Genomic DNA, 25,702 nt, shown 5'->3' with positions numbered 1-25,702 from the left:
GATCCGGCTCTGCCTCGTGGGTGAGGTGTGCCCCTAGCAGATCGTGCGGTGATCAGGGCGTTGTCCACAGGACGCCGGTTGTCCACAGAGGGGGAGGACGGCTCGCCCCGTCGCGCTGTCCTCCGCTCTAGCGTCGGGCCGTGTCGCACGACGAGGAGACAGAGGTCCGCCAACGCCTGCGCTGGCTGACCGACCCGGCGGAGGGTTCGCCGCCAATGCGGGCTGAGGTGCCGCTTGCGGGCGTACCCCCGCTGGGTGTGTTGCCGCCCCGGGCCGATGCGCCGCCCGCTGAGTCGGACGCGCGAGGCGCATCGGCTGGCCTCGCGACCGGGCCCGGGTCGCGGCTGCCCGGGCCTGGGGCGTTCGACCCCGGGCGGCGCGGCGTGCGGGCGTTGGCGGTTGTCGCCGTGGTGGTCGTGTTGGGCGCGGCCGGTTGGGCCTGGCGGTCACGCCCGCAGTCGGAACCGGTCGCCCCGCTGGTGAGCGTGGCCGCTTCTGCCGCACCGGCCGAGCAGCCCAGCGCGTCCGGCTCCGGCGAGCTGGTGGTGGCGGTCGCGGGGAAGGTTCGCAAGCCAGGGCTGGTGCGGTTGCCGGCCGGGTCCCGGCTCGCCGACGCGGTGCAGGCGGCTGGCGGCGCGCTGCCCGGTGTCGACGTGGCGTTGCTCAACCCCGCCCGCAAGGTCACCGACGGTGAGTTGATCGTGGTCGGGGTGACGCCACCGCCGCCGCCGGGTGGTGCGGCCGGGCCACCCGGCGGCGCGGCCGGGCCGGCCGTCGGGCCGTTGAACCTGAACACCGCCACGTTGGCCCAGCTCGACGCGCTGCCCGGGGTCGGGCCTGTCCTCGCCCAGCGGATCCTCACCCATCGGGACCAGCACGGTGGGTTCAAGGCCGTCGGCGACCTGCGCCAGGTCGACGGGATCGGCGATGCGCGGTATGAGCAGCTCAAGGACCTGGTGACGGTGTGAGCGGCGGTGCCCCGAGGCCGTCGGACGGTGCCGGTGTCGTGCCAGCCGAGACCTCCCCGCCGGACCTGCGGCTGGCCGGGTTGGCGGTGGCCGCCTGGCTCACCGCGCTCGCCGGCCTGCACCTAGGCGCCGGCCCACTTCTGGCGGTCACCGTGGCGGCGGCCGGCGTGACGACGGCGGGCGCCCTGCACCTGCTCGGTGGCCTCGGCCATCCCCGGGCCGCTGTCCGCCGCTACGGCTGGATCGCCGTCGCGGTCGGTCTCGGCGTGGTCTGCGCAGGAGCGGCCACCGCAGCCCGGCTCGCCATCCGCGACGCACCGCCGATCCGTGCCCTTGCCGAGCAGCGCGCCCCGGTCACCGCCGACCTGGTGGTCCGGGACGATCCGCGTCCGATCCGCAGCGCCGGTCGGCCCGGCATGCTGCTGGTGTCGACGGAACTGATCCGGCTCACCGGCCCGGACGGCCGACGCATCGACGCGTCGGTGCAGCTGCTCGTCCTGACGACCGACCCGGCTTGGCGGGGCCTGCTGCCCGGGCAACGCCTCACCGCCGACGGCCGGCTCGGCGTTCCGCGGGGTGGTGACCTCACCGCGGCGGTGCTCAGCACCGACGGCCCTCCGGAGCGGCACGGTGCGTCGTCCTGGGCGCAGCGTGCCGCCGGGACGCTCCGCGCCGGCCTGCAACGAGCCTGTGCGCCGCTGCCCGACGATCCGGGTGGGCTGCTGCCGGGTCTCGTGGTGGGGGACACCAGCCGACTGCCACCCGCCGTCGAGGAGGACTTCCGGGCCACTGGGATGACACACCTCAACGCCGTTTCGGGAAGCAACGTGGCAATTGTCGTAGGCGCGGTGCTGCTGCTGGCCCGGTGGGCGCGGGCCGGCCCTTGGCTCGCCGCCGGGCTCTGCGGGGTGGCGCTGGTGGGCTTCGTCATCCTGGTCCGGCCGTCACCGAGCGTTGTACGGGCCGCCACGATGGGGGCGATCGGGCTGGCAGCGCTGGCTGCCGGTCGTCCTCGTGCCGCGCTGCCCGCGTTGGCCGCCGCCGTCACCGTGCTGGTCCTGGTGGACCCGGAGCTGGCCGGTGATCCCGGTTTCGCGCTCTCCGTGCTGGCCACCGGTGGCCTGTTGTTGCTCGCGCCGCGCTGGCGGGACGGGCTGCGGCGGAGAGGCGTGCCGCCCGGCCTGGCGGAGGCGCTGGCCGTGCCGGCGGCGGCGCAGCTGGCCTGCGGGCCGGTCGTCGCCGGCATCTCCGGCACGGTCAGCCTGGTGGCGGTGCCGGCCAACCTGCTGGCGGTGCCCGCCATCGCGCCGGCGACCGTGCTGGGCGTGCTGGCGGCCATGATGTCGCCGATCTGGCCGGGCGGCGCCGAGTTCCTCGCCTGGCTGGCGAGCTGGCCGGCCTGGTGGCTGGTGGTCATCGCCCACCAGGGCGCCCGCTTGCCGGGTGGCACCCTGCCGTGGCCGGGCGGGGTGCCGGGCGCCCTGCTGTTGACCGCGCTGACCGTCGCGCTGCTGATCGCGGTGCGCCGGCCACTCGTACGGCGACTCGTGGCGGTCGTCGGCGTCGCCTCGGTGCTCGGTGCGCTTCCGGTGCGGCTGGTGTTCGCCGGCTGGCCGCCGCCGGGTTGGGTGGTGGTGGTCTGCGCCGTGGGTCAGGGCGACGCCGTGGTGTTGCCGGTCGCCCCCGGTCGGGCGGTGGTGGTGGACGCCGGTCCGGAACCCGGGGCGGTGGACGGTTGCCTGCGCCGGCTCGGCGTACGGGAGGTGCCGCTGCTGGTGATCAGCCACTTCCACGCCGATCACGTGGGTGGAGTGGCCGGCGTGTTCCGGGGGCGGCGGGTCGATGCCGTGCTGGTGCCGCCCTCGACAGACCCGGACAGCGGTCGGGAGGTGGTTCGGGCGGCGGCGACTGCCGGACTGGCCGCGTTGTTCACCACAGTCTCCGGGGCACGCCATCCGATCGGGGACGTCGACCTGCTGGTGCTCGGCCCGCCGTACCCGCTGGCCGGCACGAGGTCCGATCCGAACAACAACTCGCTGGTGCTGCTCGCCACGGTGGCCGGGGTGCGGATCCTGCTGCCCGGAGACGCGGAGACCGAGGAGCAGCACGCGATGGTGGCGCGGGCCACGCCCGGCCAGTTGCGGGCGGACGTGTTGAAGGTCGCCCACCACGGCTCGGCGTACCAGGACGTCGGTTTCCTGGACGCGGTGCGGCCCTCCGTCGCGCTGGTGCCGGTCGGCACCGGCAACACCTACGGACACCCGAGCCCTGGGCTGCTCGCGCGATTGGGCAGGGGCGGCGCTCGGGTGCTGCGTACCGACACCGATGGCGACCTCGCAGCGGTTCGGACGAGCCACGGACTGGGTGTGGCCCGGCGAGGTGTCCCAGTGGGCCGGCGACCCTGAGCCGACGGCGGGGAGGTGCTGATCGACTCCGATTTGCTGATATCGCGGTATGAACAGCTGTCCGACATCGCGATATCGCTGATCCCGTGTGGATCAACTCCATACGGGCGTTCCGGTGCGGCCCAGGTCGCCGTCAGGGCTGAAGATGCGGGTAAATTGCGGATTGCATGGGGAATTGAGATAGATGTCGGGATTTGCGCTGTGTGCGGGCTGCGCCGACCAAGCAGCGAATGAGCAGGCACGATCCCGAGCCGGGCCGTGCGAATATGGGCGGCGTGACCCCCGCCAGCCTCGCCCCCATTCTGCTCGTCCTCGGTGACGAGGAGCTGCTCGCCACGCGCGCGGTCACCGAAGCTGTCGCGAAGGTTCGCGGTGTCGACCCCGAAGCGGACGTCCGCGAATACCAGGCCAGCGCGCTCACCGTCGGCGAGATTGCCGAGATGCTCAGCCCGTCGCTGTTCGGTGGACGGCGGCTGCTGATCCTGCGCTCCGGTCAGGACGCTCGCAAGGATCTGGTCGCCGCACTGCTCGCATACGCGAAGAACCCCGACCCGGACGTCCAACTGCTGGTGCTGCACCTGGGCGGCGCCAAGGGCAAGGCGTTCGCCGACGGGCTGCGGGCAGCCGGTGCGACTGTCGTCCCGGCGGCCAAGCTCAAGGGGCACCGCGACCGGCTGGCCTTCGTCCGCGACGAGATCCGCCGAGCTGGCGGAAAATGCACCGACGACGCCGCCGAGGCGCTCATCGCGGCGGTCGGCAACGACCTGCGCGAGCTGGCCGCCGCCTGTTCCCAACTGATCGCTGACACGGACGGGCGGATCAGCGCCGACACGGTCTCCCGTTACTACCGCGGCAGGGTCGAGGTGACCGGCTTCACCGTGGCGGACGCCACCATGGTTGGCGACGTGCCGGCGGCGCTGGAGGCACTGCGCTGGGCCCTGCACGTCGGGGTCGACCCGGTGCCCATCGCCGACGCCCTGGCCGACGGGGTACGCACGGTTGCCCGGGTGGCCTCGGCTGGGCGGGGCAACCCGTACCAGCTCGCCAGCAGCCTCGGGATGCCCGCGTGGAAGATCGAGCGGGCGCAGCGGCAGGGGCGTGGTTGGACCCCGGAGGGCCTGGTCCGGGCCATGCAGGTCGCCGCCGAGTGCAACGCGGCCGTCAAGGGCGGCTCCGACGATCGGGCGTACGCCCTGGAGCGTGCGGTCTTCTCCGTCGCCGCGGCCCGGCAGGGCAGCACCAGGTGACGGGGGCGAACCGCCCGGCCTGGGCCACCATCCCCGTGGACGAGGAGCGTTACCGGCCGCTGTACGCCCGACTCCTCGGCCTGCGGTTCGTCAACCCCGGCGGCGTGCTGTGCTTCCTCTTCTTCGAGGGCACCATCGCTCTGGCGGTGCTGCTCGCCCTCGCCGAGCTGGTCACCTGGTGGGCGGTGCTGGTGCTGCCCGTCGTGGTGGCGGCCATGGTCAAGCTCAACGACATGGTGGCCGCGATCGTGGTCCGTTCCGCCGCGCTCGTGCCCGAGCAGGAACGGGACCGGTTCCGACGGCAGATGGAGCCGGCGGTCGGCCGAGCCCAGGTGGAGTGGATCTCGCACAGCGTCACCGGCGTGGTGATCACCGCGGATTCGGTGCCGCCCGCCCGCCGCCCCGACCCGTCAGACTGAGCCCGACCCGTCAGATCGAACGCTGGTCGGTCGGATCGAGCGTCGGCCCGTCCGACTCAGCGCGGCCCGCGGATTGAGCGTCGGCCCGTGAGATTGAGCCGTCTGGTCTGCGGGCACGACACCGGCCCGCGGACACGCGGAAGCCCCGGGCCTGAGCCCGGGGCTTTCCGAATCGGTCTGACGGTTGAGTCGTCAGGCGGCGGAGAGCGCACCCACGCGCTTCGCGATCGCGGACTTGCGGTTCGCGGCCTGGTTGGAGTGGATCACGCCCTTGCTGACGGCCTTGTCCAGCTTGCGAGAGGCGTCCAGCATCAGCGCGGTGGCCTTCTCGACGTCACCGGCCTCGGCAGCCTCGTTGAACTTCCGGACGGCGGTCTTCAGCGACGACTTGACCGACTTGTTGCGCAGCCGGGCCTTCTCGTTCTGCCGGTTGCGCTTGATCTGGGACTTGATGTTCGCCACGCGACAGCCTCGTCTTGATAGCTCGGGTTGGTCAGCTTGTGCGCTGGATGACGAACATGCGTCACCGCTGCGCGAAGAGCCAGGTTACCAGGTCGCCCGGGACGAGCCAAAACGGCTCGGCCTTCGCGCGGACGGACCCGGCCCGTCGACCACCAGATTACGCCCTCGACCGTTAGGACGGCTCACCCCGGGCCCGCGTCGCGCCCAGGTCAGGCCGCGTCACCGTCAGGCCGCGTCACCGTCAGGCCAGCCCGCCGCCAGGCCGCGTCACCGCCAGCCCTGGCGGCGGGCGAGCCAGTCGAGGGACTGCTCGCCACTCCACCGCTGGTGGGCGGGCAGGTGCGGCGAGGCCGTCGGCGGCGCCGCAGCAGCACCGGTGAGGTAGTAGCCGGCCAACGCGGCCAGGGTCGCGTCCAGTGCGTCCGGGGGCGCGCCGACTGTCGTCGGGTGCGTGGCGAAGAGCCGGTCCGCGTCCAGCCCGCTGGCGTACGCGGTGAGCAGCAGGCCGGCCAGGTCGAACCAGGCCGGGCCGGAGCAGACCCACGTCCAGTCGCAGAACCAGGCTCGGCCGTGCGCGTCGATCAGCACGTTGTCGACCCGCAGGTCGCCGTGGATCAGGCTGGTCGCCCCGGCGGCGTACCGGGGGAGGCGGGACTCCAGCGCCACCAGCTCAGCCAGGCGACCCTGCGCCGGAGCGGGCAGTGGTGGGGCCGGCTCGCGCCCGGCGGCGACCTCCTCCCACCAGAGGATGTCCGAGCGGGCCAGGTCCGACAGCTGCGGCAGGCCGAGCGCGGTCAGCTCGACCGGGGGGTCGGCCAGGGCGGCGGCGACCTGCGCGTACCCGGCGAGGGTGGCGTCCAACTCGGCGGGCACCCAGGGCAGACGCGGGGTGTGGCCGTCGACGGCCTCGGTGCAGAGCACGAACCAGCCAGCTTCGGACAGGGTCCACCGAGGGCGGGGCGCCGGCAGGTCGGCCGGCAGCCGATCCAGGATCGCGGCCTCCCGGGCGTACCACTGGACCAGATGCGGTTGCTCGGCGGCGGGTGCCGCCTTCACGAAGGCCCGGCCACCGTCGGCGGTGTGGAGCACTGCGGCGAAGCCGCGGGTGAAGCCCGCACCCGCGACCCGGGCGGTGACCACCGGCGCGCCCAGCCGGTCGGCGACCGCGGCCCGCAGCGCCGCCGGCAGCGTCGGCCAGGACGGGCGCAGCGCACTCGCGTGGTAGGGCACCGGCGGCAGCGGGGGAAGAGACACCACACCATGCTGCCCCGGGGTACGTGCGCGACGCGCGGCGACACTGCCAGACTGCCAAGCCATGAGGACCGAGGACTTCTGGCAGCTGATCGACCAGGCGCGAGCGGGCGGTGGGGGAGAGCCCGGGCCGGTCGCCGCGCGGGCGGTCGCGCTGCTCGCCGAACGCGACCCGGAGGACATCATCGGGTACGCCCGGCACCAGACGAGAGTGCTGGCCGCCTCGCACAAGGCGGATCTGTGGGGTGCGGCGTACCTGATCAACGGCGGCGCTTCCGCCGACGGCTTCGAGCACTTCCGGGGCTGGCTGATGACCCAGGGTCGGGCGGTCTTTGCCCGGGCGGTCGCCGAACCGGACTCGCTGGCCGAGTTGCCCCAGGTGCGGGCGGCCTCGCTCAGCGGCGAGGAGTTCTCCGCCGAGCAGATGCTGTCGGTGCCCTGGGACGCGTACCGAAAGGCCACCGCGACCGAGTTGCCGGCGGACCGCGACCCGGTGCGTGCGCCGGACCTCAACGACTTCTGGGACTTCGACGACGAGGAGGAGGCCCGCCGACGGCTGCCCCGGCTGGCCGCGCTCTTCGTCGAACCGCCGATGGAGTGAGGGGTCCTCGGGCCGATCCATCGCCCGCGCAGCGGGCGTGCCCCGGCGGCGTGGGAACATAGAGGGGGTCGGCGGCGCGCCGGCCTGTTCACGTCAGCCGACCAGAACGGACCGCTGTGCCACCGAAGCTCGATCCCGGCGCGAACGCCCCTGGTTCCACCGACCCCGGTCGCATCCGGAACTTCGGCATCATCGCCCACATCGACCACGGGAAGTCGACCCTGGCCGACCGGATGTTGCAGCTCACCGGTGTGGTCGACCCCCGGCAGATGCGCGCCCAGTACCTGGACCGGATGGACATCGAGCGCGAGCGCGGCATCACGATCAAGAGCCAGGCCGTTCGCATGCCGTGGACCATCCGCGAGGGCGAACGGACCGGCGAGCACGCGGTGCTCAACATGATCGACACCCCGGGGCACGTCGACTTCACGTACGAGGTGTCCCGGTCGCTGGCCGCCTGCGAGGGCGCCGTGCTCCTGGTCGACGCCGCGCAGGGCATCGAGGCGCAGACCCTGGCCAACCTCTACCTGGCGCTTGAGAACGACCTGCGCATCATCCCGGTGCTCAACAAGATCGACCTGCCGGCCGCCCAGCCGGAGAAGTACGCCGAGGAGCTGGCCCACCTCATCGGTGGCGACCCCGCCGACTGCATCCGCGTCTCCGGCAAGACCGGCGAGGGCGTGCCGTACCTGCTCGACGAGATCGTCCGGCAGTTCATCCCGCCGGTCGGCGACGCGGCGGCGCCCGCCCGGGCGATGATCTTCGATTCGGTGTACGACGTGTACCGCGGCGTCGTCACGTACGTCCGGGTCATCGACGGGCGGATCAGCGCCCGGGACCGGATCAAGATGATGTCCACCGGCGCCGTGCACGAGCTGCTGGAAATCGGCGTCATCTCGCCCGAGATGGTCAAGGCCGAGGCGCTCGGCGTCGGCGAGGTCGGCTACCTGATCACCGGTGTGAAGGACGTCCGGCAGTCCCGGGTCGGTGACACGGTCACCATCAACAGCCGGCCGGCGGCCGAGGCGCTGGGTGGTTACAAGGACCCGAAGCCGATGGTCTACTCCGGCCTCTACCCGATCGACGGGTCCGACTACCCCAACCTGCGTGAGGCTCTGGACAAGCTCAAGCTCAACGACGCCGCCCTGGACTACGAGCCGGAGACCTCCGGCGCGCTCGGCTTCGGCTTCCGTTGCGGCTTCCTCGGCCTGCTCCACCTGGAGATCATCCGGGAGCGGCTGGAGCGCGAGTACAACCTCGACCTGATCTCCACCGCGCCGAACGTCGTCTACCGGGCGATCACGGACGACGGCGAGGAGATCGTCGTGACCAACCCGAGCGAGTACCCCACCGGCAAGATCGCCGAGGTGTACGAGCCGGTCGTGCGGGCCACCGTGTTGACGCCCAACGACTATGTGGGCGCGGTGATGGAGCTCTGCCAGGGCCGGCGCGGCAACCTGCTGGGCATGGACTACCTCTCCGCCGACCGGGTGGAGCTGCGCTACACGCTGCCCCTCGCGGAGATCATCTACGACTTCTTCGACCAGTTGAAGAGCCGTACCAAGGGCTACGCCTCGCTCGACTACGAGCCCACCACCGAGCAGGCGTCCGAGCTGGTGAAGGTGGACATCCTGCTGCACGGCGAGCCGGTGGACGCGTTCAGCGCCATCGTGCACAAGGACAAGGCGTACAACTATGGCGTCACCATCGCCGCCAAGCTCCGTACCCTGATCCCGCGCCAGCAGTTCGAGGTGCCGATCCAGGCGGCCATCGGCAGCCGGGTCATCGCCCGGGAAACCATTCGGGCGATCCGCAAGGACGTGCTCGCCAAGTGCTACGGCGGCGACATCAGCCGTAAGCGCAAGCTGCTGGAGAAGCAGAAGGAAGGCAAGAAGCGGATGAAGATGGTGGGCCGGGTCGAGGTCCCACAGGAAGCCTTCATCGCCGCGCTCTCCTCCGACTCCGGCGACGGCAAGGCGGCCGGAAAGAAGTAGCAGCTCCCGCGGCGGGTCCGCCGGCGCGTTGCTTGCGTGGTGGGCGCTCTTTTGCGGTGGGGTGCTCTCGTGTCGTGGGGTGCTCTCGCGTGGTGGAGTGCTCTCGGGTGGCGCGGCCTTGCGCGGGGCGCCCGGCGTAACCGAAGTCCACAGCCCACCCACTCGACTTCATGAAAATCGAGGTATCCGGGGCTGCTCGACACCCCGCCTTCCTGCAACCCGAGTCGATCAAGAAGCGTCGAGCAAGTCGAGGGTGAGCAGCTGGAGCTCCGCTGTCGGCGCCCTGCGTGCGGGCGTGGTCGAGATGTACCCGCTCTCAGGGGTGCTGCCGCCAGCAGATGTCTCCCGGCGGCGTTCGCCTGCGCCGCATCGTTCGCCTGCGCCGCATCGTTCGCCTGCGCCGCATCGTTGGCTCAGCTCGGCGCTAGATCCACTCGGCTTCCGGGAAGTCGGGGTGTCAAAGGGTCGGCGATACCCCGACTTCCCGAAACGCGAGTCGACCGGCCACCGCCACCGCGCCGGCCACCGCCACCGCCACCGCGCCGGCCACTGGGTTCGGCCACCGGCCCCGGGGCGCGCCACCGGCCACCGGCCACCCGGCACCGGACAGTGCCGGGAAGAAAATTTTCTTGCGCTGTCGCGGAGCACCGGGGGTTACCAGATGGGCTCCCACCTGTGTGGATGCGCTCCCACGCGAAACCGACGCAGCTCTGGGCATTGACGTCTGGCGCTGCTATCTGAGGTGAGTCGGTTTGGATTTTCGGAGGGTCGGGCAATTAGCGGTCACGACAGGAAGCACACGCTGGTGTGTCAGACATTCTTTGAAGGAGGGTGGCCGTGGAGCTCACCGTGTGGGGCATCATCACTGCGATCGTTGTTGGTCTCATCGTCGGCGCGCTGGGCCGCCTGGTTGTTCCGGGTCGGCAGAACATGCCGATCTGGCTGCACCTGTTGATCGGTGTGGGTGCGGCTCTGCTGGGCACCGTGCTGGCGCGGGCCATCGGCATCGCGACCGAGACGAACGGTATCGACTGGGCCGAGCTGCTGGTGCAGGTCGTGGTGGCCGCGATCGCGGTCGCGCTGGTGGCAGGTGTGGGTGGCCGCCGCCGCGTGACCCGGTAACACCGAGCATCACCCCGTACCACTGCTAGATCTTTGATGGGCGCCCGACCGACAGGTCGGGCGCCCATCGGCGTTCCTCCTGTTCGGAGGGCGGCTGGCTCTTCGGATCGTGGCCGGCCGTAACCCTGGTTCGCCGGCTCGGCCGGTCGAGCCCGCCGTGATCGACTCGGGTTCAGGGAAGTCGGGGTGTCCCAGGGCCTCCGATACCCCAGTTTCAAGGATTCCGTGTTGATCATGTCGCCAGCGGCGCCGGTAGGTCGGGGATCGCCGCCAGGTCGGAGACCTCGGCAGGACCGGCGTCCGTCGGGCGATCGCCGGTCGGCGGAACGTGTTCGTGTCTGCCAAATCGTGATCGTTTGGTGGATGGAGTCGGTTTGGATTTTCGTTGGGTCGGGCAATTAGTGGTCACGACAGGAAGCACACGCTGGTGTGTCAGACATTCTTTGAAGGAGGGTGGCCGTGGAGCTCACCGTGTGGGGCATCATCACTGCGATCGTTGTTGGTCTCATCGTCGGCGCGCTGGGCCGCCTGGTTGTTCCGGGTCGGCAGAACATGCCGATCTGGCTGCACCTGTTGATCGGTGTGGGTGCGGCTCTGCTGGGCACCGTGCTGGCGCGGGCCATCGGCATCGCGACCGAGACGAACGGTATCGACTGGGCCGAGCTGCTGGTGCAGGTCGTGGTGGCCGCGATCGCGGTCGCGCTGGTGGCCGGCGTTGGTCGCCGCCGCAGCGTCACCCGATAACGACCCGGCATCACCTGGTCGAACAGCACCACCGGCAAGACGGCAACACTGGAAAGAGCGCCCGGCCTTTGGCCGGGCGCTCTTTCGTGCTGGTACACCCGACTTCGATCCGATGCGGCAGTGCCGATCGTCGGGCCTCTGCGGTACGGTCGCGACGCTTCGGCCAGTCCCGCCCACTGTCGTAAAGGAATTCTCCGTACTAGGGTGCGGCGGAGAAGGTTAGTTCCAGGCGGCGCGAGGGGAGCAGTGGCGTGAACAGGTGGAAGCGGTTGGCCCCGGTCACCGCCATGGTGGCCTCGGCCGCGATGGTGCTGACCGGCTGTGGGGGTTCCGACGACAAGGCGGCCGACGACAGCAAGCTCACGGTCTGGATGATGGGCGAGGGCGGCGACGCGCAGAACACCTTCCTCGACGGGGTCGAGGCCGAGTTCCGCCAGAAGCACCCTGACACCGACGTGGTGGTGCAGTACATTCCCTGGCTCGAGGCGCCCAAGAAGTTCCAGGCTGCGCTCGCCGGTGGCGAGGGACCGGACATCACCGAGCTGGGCAACACCGAGACCCAGGGCTGGGCGGCCCAGGAGGCGCTCGCCGACGTGAGTGGTCGGATGGGCGGCTGGGCCGACGGCAAGGATCTGCTGCCCGACCTGGTGCGCAACGCGCAGCTCGACGGCAAGCAGTACGGCGTGCCCTGGTACGCGGGTGTGCGCGCTATCTACTACCGCACCGACTGGTTCGCCGAGGCCGGTGTGCAGCCCCCGAAGACCTGGGACGACCTGGTCACCGTGGCGAAGACCGTGCAGGCGAAGAAGAAGGGCACGTACGGCATCGCGCTGCCGGGCAACTCGGAGCTGCCGTTCTACTCCTTCCTCTGGGGCGCCGGCGGCGAGATCGCCAGCAACCAGGGCGGCACCTGGAAGTCCGGCTACACCACGCCGGAGGCGCAGCGGGCGGTCAAGTTCTGGACCGACCTGGTGACAGTGCACAAGGTGGCCCCGCCGGCCGCGGCCGGTTGGAATGAGATCGACGCGCGGACCCAGTTCGCCACCGGCAAGGCGGCGATGGCCTTCGCCGGCAGCTGGCAGCAGGGCGCCATGAAGAAGGACAACCCCGAGATCGAGAAGGTCTGGGGTACGTTCCCGATCCCCGGCCCGGACGGCAAGGCGGCACCCGGTTTCGCCGGCGGTTCGGACGTGGCGATCTGGAAGGACAGCGAGCGCCAGGATCTGGCCTGGGACTACCTGACCGTGCTGCTCAACAAGAAGAACTCGCAGAGCTTCGCGAGCAGCCTCGGCTTCTTCCCGGTCTACCAGGACCTGGTGGCCGGTGACGCGTACGCCAACGACAAGGTGATGGCGGCGTTCGCCACCACCATGCAGAACACCAAGCTCACGCCGCTCACCCCGAAGTGGGTGGAGGTCAGCCGGACCAAGACGGTGACCCAGGCGATGAACAGCTCGGTCATGAAGGGTCAGAAGACGGTCGAGAAGGCTACCGCCGACGCGGCCGGTGAGATGGAAAGCATTCTCAACGCCAAGTGACCACGCTGACAAAGAACCCGGAGACGGCCGCCGCGCGGGAGACCCCTGCGCGGCGGCGTCGCCGGGTTGACCGCCTGCCCTACCTGTTGCTCCTGCCCGCACTGGTGATCATCGGGGTGCTGCTGCTCTGGCCGCTCGGCCAGGTGGTGGTGATGTCCTTCTACCGGCTGAACACCGTCCGGCAGTTGCGCGGCGACCGGGAGTGGCCGTGGGTGGGGCTGGGCAACTACGCCGACATCCTCTCCGACCCGTTCTTCCTGACGGTGTTGCGCAACACGGTGTTGTTCGCCGCGGCCAACGTGCTGCTCACCATGGTCCTCGGCACCCTGGTCGGGCTCCTGCTGAACCGGCTCGGCCGCAAGATGGCGACCTTCGTGGCCAGTTGCGTGATGCTCGCCTGGGCCACCCCGGCGCTGACCGGCACCATCGTCTGGAAGTGGATTTTCGACGACACGAGCGGCCTCGTCACGTGGCTGTTCAACGCCCTGCCCGACGGGCTGTCCAACAGCCTCTTCGGCCGTAGCGACTGGACCGGCTACGGCTGGTTCAACTCGCCGCTGCTCTTCTTCGCCATCCTCACCCTGGTGGTGGTCTGGCACTCGTTCCCGTTCATCGCGGTGAGCGTGCTCGCTGGTCTCAAGAGCGTGCCGAGCGAGCTGCACGAGGCCGCCCGGGTGGACGGCGCCAGCCCGTGGCGGGTCTTCTGGAAGATCACGTTTCCGCTGCTGCGGCCGGTCTTCGGGATCCTGATCGTGCTCTCCACCATCTGGGACTTCAAGGTCTTCACCCAGCAGTTCGTGCTGGCCGGCGGCACCCAGGACCGGCCGACGTTCATGCTCGCCATCTACTCGTACGCCGAAGCCTTCTCCCCGCCGCCGAAGTACGGACTCGGCGCGGCCATCGCAGTGATCCTCACGCTGATCCTGCTGATGGTCACCGGCTTCTACGTACGGATGGTGCTCAAGCAGGAGGACGAGTCGTGAAGAAGGTCGCCCTCAACGGCGCCGGGCTGCTGGTCGCGCTCTTCGCGGCGTTCCCGGTCTACTGGATGATCTCCACCTCGCTGAAGCCGAGCAGGGAGATCTTCTCGTCCACTCCGCAGCCGGTGCCGACCCACCCGACGCTGGAGCACTACCGGGAGATCCTGACCGGCAACCTGATCCCCGGGGTGAGCTTCCTCGACTTCTTCCTCAACAGCGCGCTGGTCGCCGTCTCCACAGTGGTGCTCAGTGGGCTGGTGGCCCTGCTGGCCGCGACGGCGGTGGCGCGGTTCCGCTTCAAGCTGCGGACCAGCTTCCTGATCATGCTGCTGGTGGTGCAGATGATCCCGCTGGAAGCGCTGGTCATCCCGCTGTTCCTGATGATCCAGCGACTGGGGCTCTACAACACCCTGCCCAGCCTGATCCTCACGTACCTGGGCTTCTCGCTGCCGTTCGCGGTCTGGATGCTTCGTGGTTTCGTCGCCGCGGTGCCCAAGGAACTGGAGGAGGCGGCGGCCATCGACGGGGCGAGCCGGGCCCAGATCTTCCGGCGGGTCCTCTTCCCGCTGGTCGCGCCCGGCCTGGTGGCCACCAGCATCTTCTCCTTCATCACGGCGTGGAACGAGCTGATCTTCGCGTTGACGTTCATCAACGACCAGGGGAGCTACACCCTGCCGGTGGCGATGACCTTCTTCTTCGGCCGCGACGACACCAACTGGGGGCCGGTGATGGCCGCGTCCACGCTGTTCACCCTGCCGGTCATCATCTTCTTCCTGCTGGTGCAGCGTCGGATGGTCTCCGGCCTGGTGGCCGGCGCCGTCAAGGGCTGAGCGGTCGGGAACGCTGAGCGGTCGGAAGCGCCGCCCGGCGGTCAGCCGGGGGGCGGCTTCGGCAGCCGCTCCATCCGGTTCCAACCGGACCAGCCGCGCTCGTGCATCAGCTCCCGCAGCCGCCGCACCCGCGGGTCGGACTCGACGGCAAGCGCGTCGATCAGGTCGTGCGGAAGATCGTCATTGGCCTCCTCAACGTGCAGGACCTCGCTGACGGCGTACGCCTGCTCTGCCAGGCAGGCCATGATGTCGGCGGCCTCCGCCAGCCGCGGGTCGTCCTCCTCGTCACCGTCGAAGATCTCCGAGAGCACCCGGTAGAGCCGGACGACCTGCGGATCATCGAGGTGGGCGATCTTGCCGGGCATCCACTCGACGATCCGGTCGGGCCAGCGCGCCGCGACCAGGATCCACCCGTCCCGTTCGGCCTCCACCATCCGCTGGGACGCCCCGATGCCCCGGAGTCGGTCGAGATAGGCGGCGACCTCCGGTGGGAGCGCCAGGCTGTCCCCGGCGGTGAGTTGCGCGATGTGTCTGCGGCTGGTCTCCAGCCGGTGGATCTCGTCGCGCAGGTGGTTGTCGATGGTCCGGATAGCTTCGGCGAAGGCTGCGGCGTCGGCTTCGAGCATCCGACTGATCTGCGACAGTGGCACGCCGGCGTCGGCGAGGGTGCGGATCTTGATGAGCGACACGACTGCCGTTGCGCCGTACCGCCGGTAGCCCGAAGCGTCCCGCTCCGGCTCGGGCAGGAGCCCAATCTGGTGATAGTGCCGCACCGCCCGCACCGTGACGCCGGCGTACGCCGCGAGTTGGCTGATCGTCAGCATGCCCTGATCCTGCCCGCAGTCCGTCCAGCTCTGGTCGACACCGGTTCAGGAGATCGTGCGACGGTAGGTGACATTGGCGAACAGGTAGGCGAGGACGAGGATGCCGGTGCACCAGGCGAGGGCGATCCAGATGTCGGCGCCGACCGGCTGTTGGGTGAACAGGTCCCGGATCGCGTTGACGATGGAGGTCACCGGCTGGTGCTCGGCGAAGGCGCGTACCGGGCCGGGCATGGACCCGGTGGGCACGAAGGCCGAGCTGACGAACGGCAGGAAGATGAGCGGATAGGAGAACGCGCTCGCGCCGTCCAGCGTCTTCGCGGTGAGGCCGGGGATCACGGCGATCCAGGTCAGGGCCAGAGTGAACAGGACGAGGATGCCGGCGACCGCGAGCCACCCCGACACGCCCGCCCCCGTACGGAAGCCCATGATCAGGGCGACGCCGACGACGACGACGATCGAGATCAGGTTGGCGACCAGCGAGGTCAGGACGTGCGCCCACAGCACGGCGGAGCGGGCGATCGGCATGGACTGGAACCGTTCGAAGATGCCGCCCTTCAGGTCGAGGAAGAGCCGGAAGGCGGTGTAGGAGATGCCGGACGCGATCGTGATGATCAGGATGCCGGGCAGCAGGTAGTTGACGTAGGAGTCGGACCCGGTCTCGATCGCGCCGCCGAAGACGTAGACGAACAGCAGCATGAAGGCGATCGGCATGATCGCGGTGGTGATGATGGTGTCCGGGCTGCGGGCGATGTGGCGCAGCGAGCGACCCAGGAGAACGGCGGTGTCGCCGACGAAATGCCTGTTCATCGTTGTTCCTTGCTCGTGCGGGCGCCGACGACGGTGAGGAAGACGTCCTCGAGGCTCGGCTGCTTCTCGACGTACTCGACTTTTGCGGGTGGGAGGAGCTGCTTGAGCTCGTCGAGGGTGCCGTTCACGATGATCCGTCCCTCGTGCAGGATCGCGAGCCGGTCGGCGAGGTGCTCCGCCTCCTCGAGGTACTGAGTGGTGAGCAGTACGGTCGTACCGCCCTTGGCGAGTTCCTTGACGGCCTGCCACACCTCGATGCGCGCCTCCGGGTCCAGCCCGGTTGTCGGCTCGTCGAGGAAGATCACCGGTGGGTTCCCGATGAGGCTCATCGCGATGTCCAGCCGGCGGCGCATGCCACCGGAGTACGTCGCCACCCTCCGGGTGCCCGCCTCGGTCAGCGAGAAGCGCCTCAGCAGGTCATCCGCGACCGTGCGCGGCGCTGGACGGTGCCTGAGCCGGGCGACCAGGACGAGGTTCTCCCGCCCGGTGAGGACCTCGTCGACCGCCGCGAACTGCCCGGTGAGACTGATCGACTCGCGCACCTCGGCAGCCTGCGCCGCGACGTCGAAGCCGTTGACCCGGGCGGTCCCCCCGTCGGCCTTGAGCAGCGTGGACAGGATCTTCACCACAGTGGTCTTGCCCGCCCCGTTGGAGCCGAGCAGGGCGAAGATGGAGCCGCGCGCCACGTCGATGTCCACACCGCGCAGCACCTTCAGTTGCTTGAACGACTTCTCCAGGCCCCGCACGTGTATCACGGGCGGCTCGACCTGATCGGTTGTTGGCGGGATGCTCATGGCAGCCAGCATGGAGGGTTGACGCAGCGTCAAGGTCAAGCCCGCACCGCGAATTCACCTAGGCTGACGGTCATGACGGGCAGGGTGGCAGCGGTGAACCTCGGCATCGTGACCGAGGCGCAGTGGGCCGGCGACGCGAGCGGTCGCAGCGGCATCGACAAGCGGCCGGTGGACGGCCCGGTGCAGGTCCGCGTGGACGGGGTGGTCGGTGACTTCATCGGCGAGCGAGCCCACCACGGCGGTCCTGACCAGGCGGTCTACGCCTACGCGGAGGAGGACGCCGCCTGGTGGGCGGCCGAGCTGGGCCGCGCCGTACGACCGGGTGGCTTCGGTGAGAACCTGTCCACCTACGCGGTCGACGTGACCGGCGCGGTGATCGGCGAGCAGTGGCAGGTCGGTTCCGCCCTGCTCCAGGTCACCAAGCCGCGTACGCCCTGCACCACCTTCGCCGGGTTCTGGGGCGTACCGGATCTGATCAAACGCTTCACCGCCCGGGCGTTGCCCGGCGCGTATCTGCGCGTGCTGCGGGAGGGCGAGGTCGGCCCGGGTGACCCGGTCGAGGTGGTGGAGCGGCCCGCGCACGGCGTGACCATCGGCGAGGTGTTCCGGGCGACCAGCCTTGAGCCGGAGCTGCTGCCCCGGCTGCTGGAGGCGGAGGGCCTGCCGGAACCGATCCGGGAGAAGGCACGCCGCCGCCTCGCCTCCCGCGGCTGACCGCGAGCCGCGACGACACGCGGCCCTCCCGTCCAGGTCGGGATAGACGGTCAACAGGAACCGACGGCGGACGGTTGCCCGTATTGTCCCCATCGAGGGCATGCGGCGGGGGACCGGGTGGAGCGCGATGTCGATGGCGACGGACGGCGGTGCTGCTGCGGCGTCACCACCTGATCCGGGTCTGGAGCGTCCGGCGTTCCTGGAACTCTTCTTCGACCTCGTCTACGTCTTTGCGCTGGTCACCCTGGCGACCGTCCTGTCCGAGAACCTCAGCTGGACCGGCCTCGCCAGGACGTTGGTGCTGCTGCTCGGGTTCGCGATGATCTGGGCGCTGACCGTCTGGGCGGCGGACAGCGTCGACCTGACCCGCCCGTCCGGGCAGGGGCAGTTCATCTGGGTGGCGGCGGCCAGCCTGCTGTTGGCTGCGCTCGCGCCCGACGCGTACGACGATCACGCGCTGCCCTTCGCGATCACGTACGTGGTCATCCACCTCAGCGCCTCGGCGTACTACGTCCTGGTCGTCTCGATCAGGAAACCGCCGCGTCGCAGCATCCGGATCCAGGTCTGGGAGGCCATCGCCGGCGTCGGCTGGATCGGTGGGGCGCTCGTCGGCGGTTCGGGACAGTTGGCGATCTGGGCGCTCGCGGTCGTCGTCGAGTACGGCGCAGCCGTGTTCGGCTGGCCGGTGCCGCGGATTGGCCGCTCACGACCGCGCGACTGGCGGCTGGTCGGCGCGCGGGTGGCTGAGCGGTACCGGCAGTTCGTCATCGTCGCGCTCGGTGTCTCGATCTTCGTGACCGGAACGACCTTCAGCATGAGCGAGTACACGCTGGTGCGAGGGTGGGCACTGCTCGTGGTGTTCACCACCGTCGTGTTGATGTGGCGGATCTACACCTACCGCGCCGGTGAGCTGCTGACCGACGCGATCACCCGGTCGACCAACCCGGCGCTGCTCACCCAGTCCGCGGCGGCCACCCATCTGGTCATGGTGGCCGGAATCGTCGGCGCGGCGGTCACCAGTCACCTAGTGGTGGGCCGCCCGTTGGGCGAGACCCCGCCCTCGTGGGCTGCGGTGATCCTCGGCGGCCCCGCGTTGTACCTGGTCGGCCGGGGAGTCCTCGACTTCACCGTGTTCGGGCGGATCTCGCGGTCCCGGCTGGCCGGGCTGGTGCTGCTGGCGTGCGTGGCGCCAACCGCGCCCCTGCTGCCGCCGGTCCTGGTCGCGCTGCTCGCCATGGCGGTGCTGCTCCTGATCGCCGTGGCGAACCTGGTGAGCACCCGACTACACGCACGTACGCCGGCACCGCCGATGCTGCGGTGACTCGGCACGGGCGGCCAAGGCCGGGCGACCGCTCAGAGTGACGGCGCGGCGGCCAAGGCCCGGCGGCGGTCACGCGCGGCCAGCCCTTCCCCGACCAGGGTGAGCAGCAGGACCAGGTTTGCCAGCACCAGGGCGGCCAGGGGCGGGAGCAGGAACGTGGCGGGTGCCATCAGGGCGCCCAGCACCACGATCGCCAGCACCCGGGACCAGAGCATCCGGCCGGTCACCACGGCATCGAACAGGACGCTGCCGAGCAGGAAAAGGGCCGGTCCGCCGAGGATGGCGGCCATCAGCTCGACCGGGGCGCGACCGGACGGCTGATCAATGACTGTCAGGGTGCTGGCCGAGACCACCACCACCCCGGCCACCATCACCAGATGGCTGTACGAGGTGGAGGTGCCGGGGCGCACCCGTTCCACCGTCGCGACGCTCGGTGGGGCCAGGATCCGCTGGACCCGCTGGAAGTAGAGCTGGAACAGGAGCACCGCGCTGACGAACGCGACCGCGCTGGTGGCCACCTGGCCGGTCGTGAACCCGCTGCCGGCCAGTCCCATGCCGGTGCTCAGGATCAACTCACCGAGCGCAACGATGAAGATCGCCCGGTGCCGTTCGGAGAGATGCACCCCGGTGAAGATCTGGCTGGCGAGTTCGGTGCGCCCCAGCCTCGGCGTCGGCCAGCCGAACCGGGCCGAACCGAGGTCGACCGCCACCGCGAGCGACCAGAGCGCCAGCCGAGCCGTCTCGTCCACGAACACTCCGGCCACCCACGGCGCCACTGTGACGCCGAACCAGAAGAAGACCCGGATGCTCCTGGCCTGGATCGGGCGGTTCACCCGGGTGCCGGGGATCAGGACGGCGTCACGGACCAGGTGGATGCCGAAGTACGCCGCGACGAAGAGCCACCCGTACCGGCCGAAGGCGTACGGGGTGGCGATCGCCATCAGCAGGGTGCCGAGCATGACCAGCAGGACGGTCGCCTGGATGATCGGCAGTCGGGGGTTGAACAGGTCGGTGAGCCACGCGGTCAGCACCCAGACCCACCAGGCGGCCAGCAGGAGTACGGCGGTCTGCAGCGCACCCCGGATGGTGAGGTCGGCGGCCAGGCTGGCGGCGAGCCGGGAGAACATGAAGATGTAGACCAGGTCGAAGAAGAGCTCCAGGAAGGTTGGGTATTCCGGCTCGCCCCGGCGGCGGAGGATCCGGGGAAGCGGAGCGGACGTCACTGCGACTGCCTCCTGTGCCACCCCGCGCCCTGGGGTGGGGGCACCGCGCCCCGACCTGCGCACCCGTCACGCTACCGACAGTGCGGCCTGCGGTGGTCGGGAACGGGGCCGGCCCGAGCGGTCGTGTCCGCAGACACGAAAAACGGCCCCTCTGCCACCGCTGGGCGATGGCAGGGGGCCGTTCTGCGAGCGGTGGGTCAGCGGAGCCAGGGGATGTTGCGGTCGAGCAGACCGCGTTCCTTGAGCTCCTTGCGCAGCGGGATCTCGTCGTCGACGTACCCGTCCCAGTTGATGCCCCAGTAGTTGGCGGTGTGGGTGCCCTCACCGATCAGCTGGCGCTGCACGGGGGTGCGGTTGCGGTACCACTCGCCGTTCACGTCGGGGTGCAGCTCGTCCAGCGGACGGATCCACCGGTAGGTGTAGCCGACGAAGAGCATCTTGCGGGTGACGGTCGACAGGTTCGTCGACCGCGAGTGCCACTGCCGACGGTCGAAGATGAAGGCGTCGCCCGGGTTGGCGGTGATCTCCACCGTGCCCTCCGGGTCGGGGTTCTGCACGGTGAGGTCCGCCGGCCGGGGCAGCGAGTTCTTCAGGTGGCTGCCCGGGATGACCTTGGTGGCGCCGCGGCCGGTCTCGGAGAGGTCCGACAGCACGTACGCGACCTTCAGCGAGAACATCGGCCGGGGCAGGTTCGGGTCCATCGTCTCCGGGTCGGAGTTCTGCCGGTACCCGTCCTGGTGCCAACCCCAGTACGGCTTCTCCGGCTCGGCGGCCGGCGGGGTGACGTCCAGGTGGTTGTGGTGCGTGTAGATGTTCCAGCCGGCCAGCCCCCACATGTACGGGAAGGCGATCGGGTGGGTCAGCAGCTCGCCGAAGAGCTCGTCGCGCTCCAGGAAGCCCAGCAGGTGCAGGGTGCCGTCCTTCTTGGTGGTGCCCTTCGCCTGCTCCTCCGCGTAGACGCGGTCGACCGCCGCCTCCAGCGCCGCCCGGTGGTCCTCCGTCAGGACGTTGCGCAGCAGGAGGAAACCCTGCTCGTGGAACTCCTTGCGGTCAGTGTCGCTGATCGGTTCGTAACCGGTCCGGTCGCCGTAATCGAACACCGCGTCGTACCCCTCCCCATGAGGTGAAACCTTTTCTGGCACAGGCCGCCGATCGTAACGCGACGGATCTGGCCCCGGGGAGGGCGTGTGGGGCTGGTGGGCCACAGGGGGACCCCGTGCAGCGAGAGGACTGCGGAGAGTGATTTGACCGTGATCAATGGAGGTATTTGCGGAGACTTGTCCGATTGTGCGGTGACTGCCGGTTAAGAGATCCGGGTCGGTCAACCCTCGTTGAACACCTCGGCCACCACCTGACCGGCGGGGCTCTGCTCGCCGTCCGCCCGGCCCCAGGTGCCGGCCCGGGCGGTCCACTCCAGGTCGCCGAAACGGACGCGCTTCACGCCGTGGTCCTGGGCGTGGGAAACCAGCCAGTGCGCGTACCGCCAGCCGTCGCGCTGGTCGTCCGGCGTCACCGCCAACCCGGTGGGGTCGGTCGGGTCGGTGCCCTTCAGGCCCCAGTCCAGCACCAGGTTGCGGGTCAGCTGCGTGGCCGCCGCCGCGCCGTGCATCGCCGGGGTACGCCCGACGGTGCAGGCGACCGCGCCGGTCGCGTCGCCCATCAGCGCTCGGCTGAGCACCTCGGAGTCGTCGGCCCACTTCTGGTAGGCCTCCGGGAAGGCCGAGCGCTGCACCCGCTGGGCGGCGTCGGTGACGCGCATCTTCTCCCAGCCGCGCACCTTCTTGAGCGCCGCGTAGAACCGGTTGGCCGCGTAGCGCGGGTCCCGGATCTGGGCCGGGGTGCCCCAGCCCTGGCTCGGCCGCTGCTGGAACAGGCCGACCGAGTCCCGGTCGCCGTCGGCGAGGTTGCGCAGCCCGGACTCCTGGTACGCGGTGGCCAGCGCGACCACCACGGCCCGCTCGGACATCCCGCGCTGTGCCCCGATGGCTGCGATGGTCGCCGCATTGGCCATCTGGTCGGCGTCGAGCGCGACCCGACCGTCGGCCTGCACGGTGCACTTCCGGGCCGCCAGCGGCAACTGGAGGCGGTCACCGACCTGCCGTACGACGAGCCAGATCGCGATCACGGCGACGAGGATGAGCACCACTCCACCCGCCACGGTTGCCCGAGTTCGCACCCACACCCCCAGATCGACAGTCTGACAAGCGTACGTCCCTCACGGGCCCCTCCGGGTCGTCCGCACGGTTCCAGGCCGGCTCTGCCGACCCGTTCCGATCGCGGCATTCCCGCTCCGGCCGCGCTCTCACCTGCCCGTATGGCCCTGTGGTCCACCCTGCTCCGGCGAGAATCGAGCCATCCGGCGCCAGGGCCCGCTGGCGGATCGTGGGCACCGCGTGTGTGCCGCCAGTCTGACCTGTCGTGCGTGTCACCGCCCCGACGGTGCCCGGAATGGTCGGAAGGTCGAGGCGCTTACTCCCGATTGACATGTCAATTGCTGGCTCGCCCGGTCGTTCACGCAGGTGGCCGGGGATAGCCACGGAGCAAGGAGGAGTTCCATGGGAACGCTCGACGGCAAGATCGTGCTCGTCACCGGCACCGGCGGCGGCCTGGGGCGCGTCGCCGCGCAGATCTTCGCGCGGGAGGGCGCAAAGGTCGTCGGGGCCGACATCCAGGTCGCCGGAAACGACGAGACGGTCGAACTCGTTCGGAGCGCCGGCGGCGAGATGACCGGCATCGCGCCGGTCGACCTCACCGACCCGGAGCAGGTGCGGAAATTCGTCGAGGACGCCGCCGCGACCTACGGCGGGCTCGACGTGGTCTACAACAACGCGGCGGCGCTCCGCTTCGGCCCGATGCCGGACTTCTCCGTCGAGGCCTGGCGGTACACCATCACCGGCGAACTCGACATTCCGTACTTCGTGTCGAAGTTCGCCTGGCCACACCTGGTCCGGCGCGGTGGTGGCGTCATCATCAACGCCGCCTCCATGGCCGGCATGATCGCCGGTCACGTCCCCCCGATGGTCGGCCACACCGCCGCCAACGCCGGCGTCATCGGCCTGACCCGACAACTCGCGCTCGAAGGCGCGCCGCACGGAATCCGCGCGGTGGCGGTCAGCCCAGGGCCGATCGTCAGCCCCGCAAGTGAGCGCGACCTGGGTGACAACCAGGCGGCTCGGGACGCCATCACCGGCAAGACGCTCCTCAAGCGGTTCGCTCAACCGGAGGAGGTCGCCGAACTGGTGGTGTTCCTGGCCTCCGACCGGGCGTCGTACATCACCGGGGCGAACTACCCGGTCGACGGCGGCGCGACCGCCTGGTGACCGGACCGAATGGCCCGGGGACGCCACATCAAGCAGGCGGCGTCCCCAGCGGCCCCGGCCCTAGCCAACATGATCACCGGCACCACCGTCCGGAGCGGGCACCCAGGCCGCCGGTCGCTTCTCCCGGAAGGCCATGATCCCCTCGCGCCCCTCGTCGGAGAGGAAGTAGCCGGTCGAGAGGGCCGACAGCCGGGCCAGATCACCGCGCAGCTCGGCGGTGCCCGGCCGGCGCAGCAGCTCCTTCGCCCCGGCCAGGGCGCCCGGCGCTCCGCGCACCAGCGAGTCGCAGTAGCGCCGCACCGCGTCGTCCAGCCCGTCCGCCGGGACCGAGGCCGTGACCAGGCCGATCTCGGCGGCCCGTCGACCGTCGAAGGTGTCCCCGGTCAGGTAGAGCTCGGCGGCGGCGCGCGGGTTCAGCCGGGGCAGCACGGTCGCCGAGATCACCGCCGGGATCACCCCGATCCGCACCTCGGTGAACGCGAACGTCGCCTCGTCGGCGCAGACCGCCAGGTCGGCGGCGGCGATCAGGCCCAGCCCGCCGGCCCGCGCCGGGCCGCCCACCCGGGCCAGCACCGGCTTCGGGCAGTCCCAGATCGCCGCGAGCACGTCACCCAGCATCGTGGCGGGCACCGTGCCGCTGGCGTACGCCGCGGCCGTCTCCTTCAGGTCGGCGCCCGAGCAGAAGACCGGGCCGGTGTGGTCGAGCACTATCGCTCGAACCGTCTCGTCGGCGACCGCGTCGCCCAACCCCGCCAGCAGCTGGGTCATGAGGCCGGTGGAGAGCGCGTTGCGGTTGTGCGGGCTGTCCAGGGTGAGGGTGGTCACCCCGCGGGCCGTGGCGACCCGCACGAGGACGTCGGGAGAGGTCATGCCGGGCACACTAGTGGCCATGCCCGGCGTCCTTCCAGATGGTGAGACCGTCCCCGTCGACGGATCGCTGCCCGCCACCGCCACCACGGCGGTCGGCGCGCGCGGCTTCGGCGTGTACGTCCACGTGCCGTTCTGCGCCAGCCGCTGCGGCTACTGCGACTTCAACACCTACACGGCGTCCGAGTTGGGCGGCGGTGCGAGCCGCGAGGGGTACGCCGACACCGTCCTGGCCGAGCTGGCGCTCGCCGCCCGGGTGCTGGGCGACAGCCCGCCGCCCCGGGTCGACACCGTCTTCGTGGGCGGTGGAACGCCCACCCTGCTCCCCGCCGACGACCTGGCCCGCATCCTCGACGGCATCGACCGCACCTGGGGGCTGGCCGCCGACGCCGAGGTGACCACCGAGGCCAACCCCGAATCGGTCACCCCGGAATCGTTGAAGCTGCTGCGGGCCGCCGGCTACACCCGGATCTCGCTGGGGATGCAGTCCGCCTCCCCGGGAGTGCTGGCGATCCTGGACCGCAAACACAGCGCCGGCCGGGCCACCGCCGCCGCCCTGGAGGCACGCGACGCCGGGTTCGAGCACGTCAACCTGGACCTGATCTACGGCACCCCGGGGGAGCGCACCGAGGACTTCGCCGCCTCGCTGGAGCAGGTCGTCGCCGCCGGGGTGGACCACGTCAGCGCGTACGCCCTGATCGTCGAGGACGGCACCCGGCTCGCCGCCCGGATGCGGCGCGGCGAACTGGCGTACCCCAGTGACGACGTGGCCGCGGACCGCTACCTGGCCGCGGAGGCCGCGCTCGACGCCGCCGGGCTCTCCTGGTACGAGGTCTCCAACTGGGCGCGCACCGACGACGCCCGCTGCCGGCACAACCTGCTCTACTGGACCGGCGCGGACTGGTGGGGGCTGGGGCCGGGGGCGCACAGCCACGTCGGCGGGGTGCGCTGGTGGAACGTCAAACACCCCACGGCGTACGCCCAGAGGTTGGCGGCGGGCGCGTCACCCGGCCTGGCCCGGGAGGTGCTCACCGGCGACGAGGCGCACATGGAGGACGTGATGCTCCGGCTGCGCCTCGCCAGCGGCCTCCCGTTGGCGGTGCTCGACGCCACCGGCCGGGCGGGCGCCGAGCGGGCCCTGGCCGACGGCCTGCTGGCCGCCGACGAGTACGCGGCCGGCCGGGCGGTGCTCACCCTGCGCGGGCGGCTGCTCGCCGACGCGGTCGTGCGTGACCTGCTGCCCTGAGTGGGCGGGCCGTTTCGGTGGTGCG

24 protein-coding genes are annotated in these 25,702 nt (G+C 70.6%); 15 read left to right on the top strand and 9 right to left on the bottom strand.

The genetic code is table 11. From position 1 onward, the window contains the following. The first annotated feature begins 140 nt into the window (after positions 1-140). The 4 genes from GA0070619_RS21400 to GA0070619_RS21385 all read left to right on the top strand — a co-directional run bounded on the left by GA0070619_RS21400 (position 141) and on the right by GA0070619_RS21385 (position 5,039). Complete coding sequence (locus tag GA0070619_RS21400; RefSeq protein WP_414855612.1) at positions 141-968, top strand: helix-hairpin-helix domain-containing protein; 828 nt, start codon at positions 141-143, stop codon at positions 966-968. Then, positions 965-3,373, top strand: coding sequence for a ComEC/Rec2 family competence protein (locus GA0070619_RS21395; RefSeq protein ID WP_088949715.1), 2,409 nt, complete (start codon positions 965-967; stop codon positions 3,371-3,373). Before GA0070619_RS21400 ends, GA0070619_RS21395 begins: the two co-directional genes overlap by 4 nt. A gap of 266 nt (positions 3,374-3,639) precedes the next feature. After that, the gene (gene holA, locus GA0070619_RS21390) at positions 3,640-4,620 is read left to right on the top strand and encodes a DNA polymerase III subunit delta (RefSeq protein WP_088949714.1); all 981 of its coding nucleotides are present in this window, start codon (positions 3,640-3,642) and stop codon (positions 4,618-4,620) included. Beyond that, complete coding sequence (locus GA0070619_RS21385; RefSeq protein WP_088949713.1) at positions 4,617-5,039, top strand: hypothetical protein; 423 nt, start codon at positions 4,617-4,619, stop codon at positions 5,037-5,039. The genes holA and GA0070619_RS21385 overlap by 4 nt, the downstream gene beginning before the upstream one ends. Before the next feature lie 192 nt (positions 5,040-5,231). Here the strand turns inward: GA0070619_RS21385 and rpsT are convergent, their stop codons facing one another. Together rpsT and GA0070619_RS21375 are read right to left on the bottom strand one after the other, a co-directional pair. Beyond that, the gene (gene rpsT, locus GA0070619_RS21380) at positions 5,232-5,501 is read right to left on the bottom strand and encodes a 30S ribosomal protein S20 (protein WP_088949712.1); all 270 of its coding nucleotides are present in this window, start codon (positions 5,499-5,501) and stop codon (positions 5,232-5,234) included. Positions 5,502-5,768: 267 nt separating this feature from the next. After that, entirely contained in the window at positions 5,769-6,755 is a 987-nt protein-coding gene (locus GA0070619_RS21375) for a phosphotransferase family protein (protein ID WP_088951952.1), read from the bottom strand. Between the two features lie 61 nt (positions 6,756-6,816). On the opposite strand from GA0070619_RS21375, the gene GA0070619_RS21370 reads away from it, so the two are divergent. The 7 genes from GA0070619_RS21370 to GA0070619_RS21340 all read left to right on the top strand — a co-directional run bounded on the left by GA0070619_RS21370 (position 6,817) and on the right by GA0070619_RS21340 (position 14,561). Next, positions 6,817-7,353, top strand: coding sequence for a DUF4240 domain-containing protein (locus GA0070619_RS21370; RefSeq protein ID WP_088949711.1), 537 nt, complete (start codon positions 6,817-6,819; stop codon positions 7,351-7,353). Between the two features lie 116 nt (positions 7,354-7,469). After that, entirely contained in the window at positions 7,470-9,347 is a 1,878-nt protein-coding gene (gene lepA / locus GA0070619_RS21365) for a translation elongation factor 4 (protein WP_088949710.1), read from the top strand. Positions 9,348-10,184: 837 nt separating this feature from the next. Then, positions 10,185-10,469 (top strand): GlsB/YeaQ/YmgE family stress response membrane protein, encoded by a 285-nt coding sequence (locus tag GA0070619_RS21360; RefSeq protein WP_088951951.1) that lies wholly within the window; start codon positions 10,185-10,187, stop codon positions 10,467-10,469. Between the two features lie 459 nt (positions 10,470-10,928). Beyond that, positions 10,929-11,213, top strand: coding sequence for a GlsB/YeaQ/YmgE family stress response membrane protein (locus GA0070619_RS21355; protein WP_088951950.1), 285 nt, complete (start codon positions 10,929-10,931; stop codon positions 11,211-11,213). A gap of 251 nt (positions 11,214-11,464) precedes the next feature. Then, positions 11,465-12,751 carry a sugar ABC transporter substrate-binding protein gene (locus GA0070619_RS21350; RefSeq protein ID WP_088949709.1) on the top strand — a complete coding sequence of 429 codons (1,287 nt, stop codon included), beginning with the start codon at positions 11,465-11,467 and terminating at the stop codon, positions 12,749-12,751. Continuing rightward, complete coding sequence (locus tag GA0070619_RS21345; RefSeq protein ID WP_088949708.1) at positions 12,748-13,734, top strand: carbohydrate ABC transporter permease; 987 nt, start codon at positions 12,748-12,750, stop codon at positions 13,732-13,734. Before GA0070619_RS21350 ends, GA0070619_RS21345 begins: the two co-directional genes overlap by 4 nt. Further along, complete coding sequence (locus tag GA0070619_RS21340; protein ID WP_088949707.1) at positions 13,731-14,561, top strand: carbohydrate ABC transporter permease; 831 nt, start codon at positions 13,731-13,733, stop codon at positions 14,559-14,561. Before GA0070619_RS21345 ends, GA0070619_RS21340 begins: the two co-directional genes overlap by 4 nt. A 41-nt stretch (positions 14,562-14,602) precedes the next feature. Here the strand turns inward: GA0070619_RS21340 and GA0070619_RS21335 are convergent, their stop codons facing one another. The 3 genes from GA0070619_RS21335 to GA0070619_RS21325 are packed head-to-tail and all read right to left on the bottom strand — an operon-like array spanning position 14,603 to position 16,986. Then, the gene (locus GA0070619_RS21335) at positions 14,603-15,385 is read right to left on the bottom strand and encodes a MerR family transcriptional regulator (RefSeq protein WP_088949706.1); all 783 of its coding nucleotides are present in this window, start codon (positions 15,383-15,385) and stop codon (positions 14,603-14,605) included. A 45-nt stretch (positions 15,386-15,430) separates the two neighbouring features. Next, positions 15,431-16,192 carry an ABC transporter permease gene (locus GA0070619_RS21330; protein ID WP_088949705.1) on the bottom strand — a complete coding sequence of 254 codons (762 nt, stop codon included), beginning with the start codon at positions 16,190-16,192 and terminating at the stop codon, positions 15,431-15,433. Then, positions 16,189-16,986 carry an ABC transporter ATP-binding protein gene (locus GA0070619_RS21325; protein ID WP_231927125.1) on the bottom strand — a complete coding sequence of 266 codons (798 nt, stop codon included), beginning with the start codon at positions 16,984-16,986 and terminating at the stop codon, positions 16,189-16,191. Before GA0070619_RS21325 ends, GA0070619_RS21330 begins: the two co-directional genes overlap by 4 nt. Before the next feature lie 72 nt (positions 16,987-17,058). Here GA0070619_RS21325 and GA0070619_RS21320 point away from each other — a divergent pair, with 72 nt between their 5' ends. Next, on the top strand, positions 17,059-17,700 hold the full coding sequence (locus GA0070619_RS21320) for an MOSC domain-containing protein (RefSeq protein WP_088949703.1): 642 nt from the start codon (positions 17,059-17,061) through the stop codon (positions 17,698-17,700). Between the two features lie 127 nt (positions 17,701-17,827). After that, positions 17,828-19,021: a low temperature requirement protein A gene (locus GA0070619_RS21315; RefSeq protein ID WP_157744070.1), complete on the top strand. Its 1,194-nt coding sequence runs from the start codon at positions 17,828-17,830 to the stop codon at positions 19,019-19,021. Positions 19,022-19,053: 32 nt separating this feature from the next. Here the strand turns inward: GA0070619_RS21315 and GA0070619_RS21310 are convergent, their stop codons facing one another. The 3 genes from GA0070619_RS21310 to GA0070619_RS21300 form a co-directional block, all read right to left on the bottom strand. After that, complete coding sequence (locus GA0070619_RS21310) at positions 19,054-20,244, bottom strand: low temperature requirement protein A (protein WP_088949701.1); 1,191 nt, start codon at positions 20,242-20,244, stop codon at positions 19,054-19,056. A gap of 197 nt (positions 20,245-20,441) precedes the next feature. Continuing rightward, positions 20,442-21,344, bottom strand: coding sequence for a phytanoyl-CoA dioxygenase family protein (locus GA0070619_RS21305; RefSeq protein WP_088949700.1), 903 nt, complete (start codon positions 21,342-21,344; stop codon positions 20,442-20,444). 221 nt (positions 21,345-21,565) lie between these two features. After that, positions 21,566-22,426, bottom strand: a complete 861-nt coding sequence (locus tag GA0070619_RS21300; RefSeq protein ID WP_088949699.1) for a hypothetical protein — start codon at positions 22,424-22,426, stop codon at positions 21,566-21,568. A gap of 373 nt (positions 22,427-22,799) precedes the next feature. Here GA0070619_RS21300 and GA0070619_RS21295 point away from each other — a divergent pair, with 373 nt between their 5' ends. Beyond that, on the top strand, positions 22,800-23,564 hold the full coding sequence (locus GA0070619_RS21295; protein ID WP_088949698.1) for an SDR family NAD(P)-dependent oxidoreductase: 765 nt from the start codon (positions 22,800-22,802) through the stop codon (positions 23,562-23,564). A gap of 60 nt (positions 23,565-23,624) precedes the next feature. Here GA0070619_RS21295 and GA0070619_RS21290 read toward each other — a convergent pair whose 3' ends face one another. Then, positions 23,625-24,434: an enoyl-CoA hydratase-related protein gene (locus GA0070619_RS21290; protein WP_088951949.1), complete on the bottom strand. Its 810-nt coding sequence runs from the start codon at positions 24,432-24,434 to the stop codon at positions 23,625-23,627. Between the two features lie 19 nt (positions 24,435-24,453). Here GA0070619_RS21290 and hemW point away from each other — a divergent pair, with 19 nt between their 5' ends. Then, positions 24,454-25,677 carry a radical SAM family heme chaperone HemW gene (gene hemW, locus GA0070619_RS21285; RefSeq protein WP_172862089.1) on the top strand — a complete coding sequence of 408 codons (1,224 nt, stop codon included), beginning with the start codon at positions 24,454-24,456 and terminating at the stop codon, positions 25,675-25,677. The last annotated feature ends 25 nt before the right edge of the window (positions 25,678-25,702 follow it).

Origin of the sequence: Micromonospora zamorensis, assembly GCF_900090275.1 — a bacterium.
Classification (GTDB): domain Bacteria; phylum Actinomycetota; class Actinomycetes; order Mycobacteriales; family Micromonosporaceae; genus Micromonospora; species Micromonospora zamorensis.
This window is presented reverse-complemented; position numbering and strand designations above follow the sequence as displayed.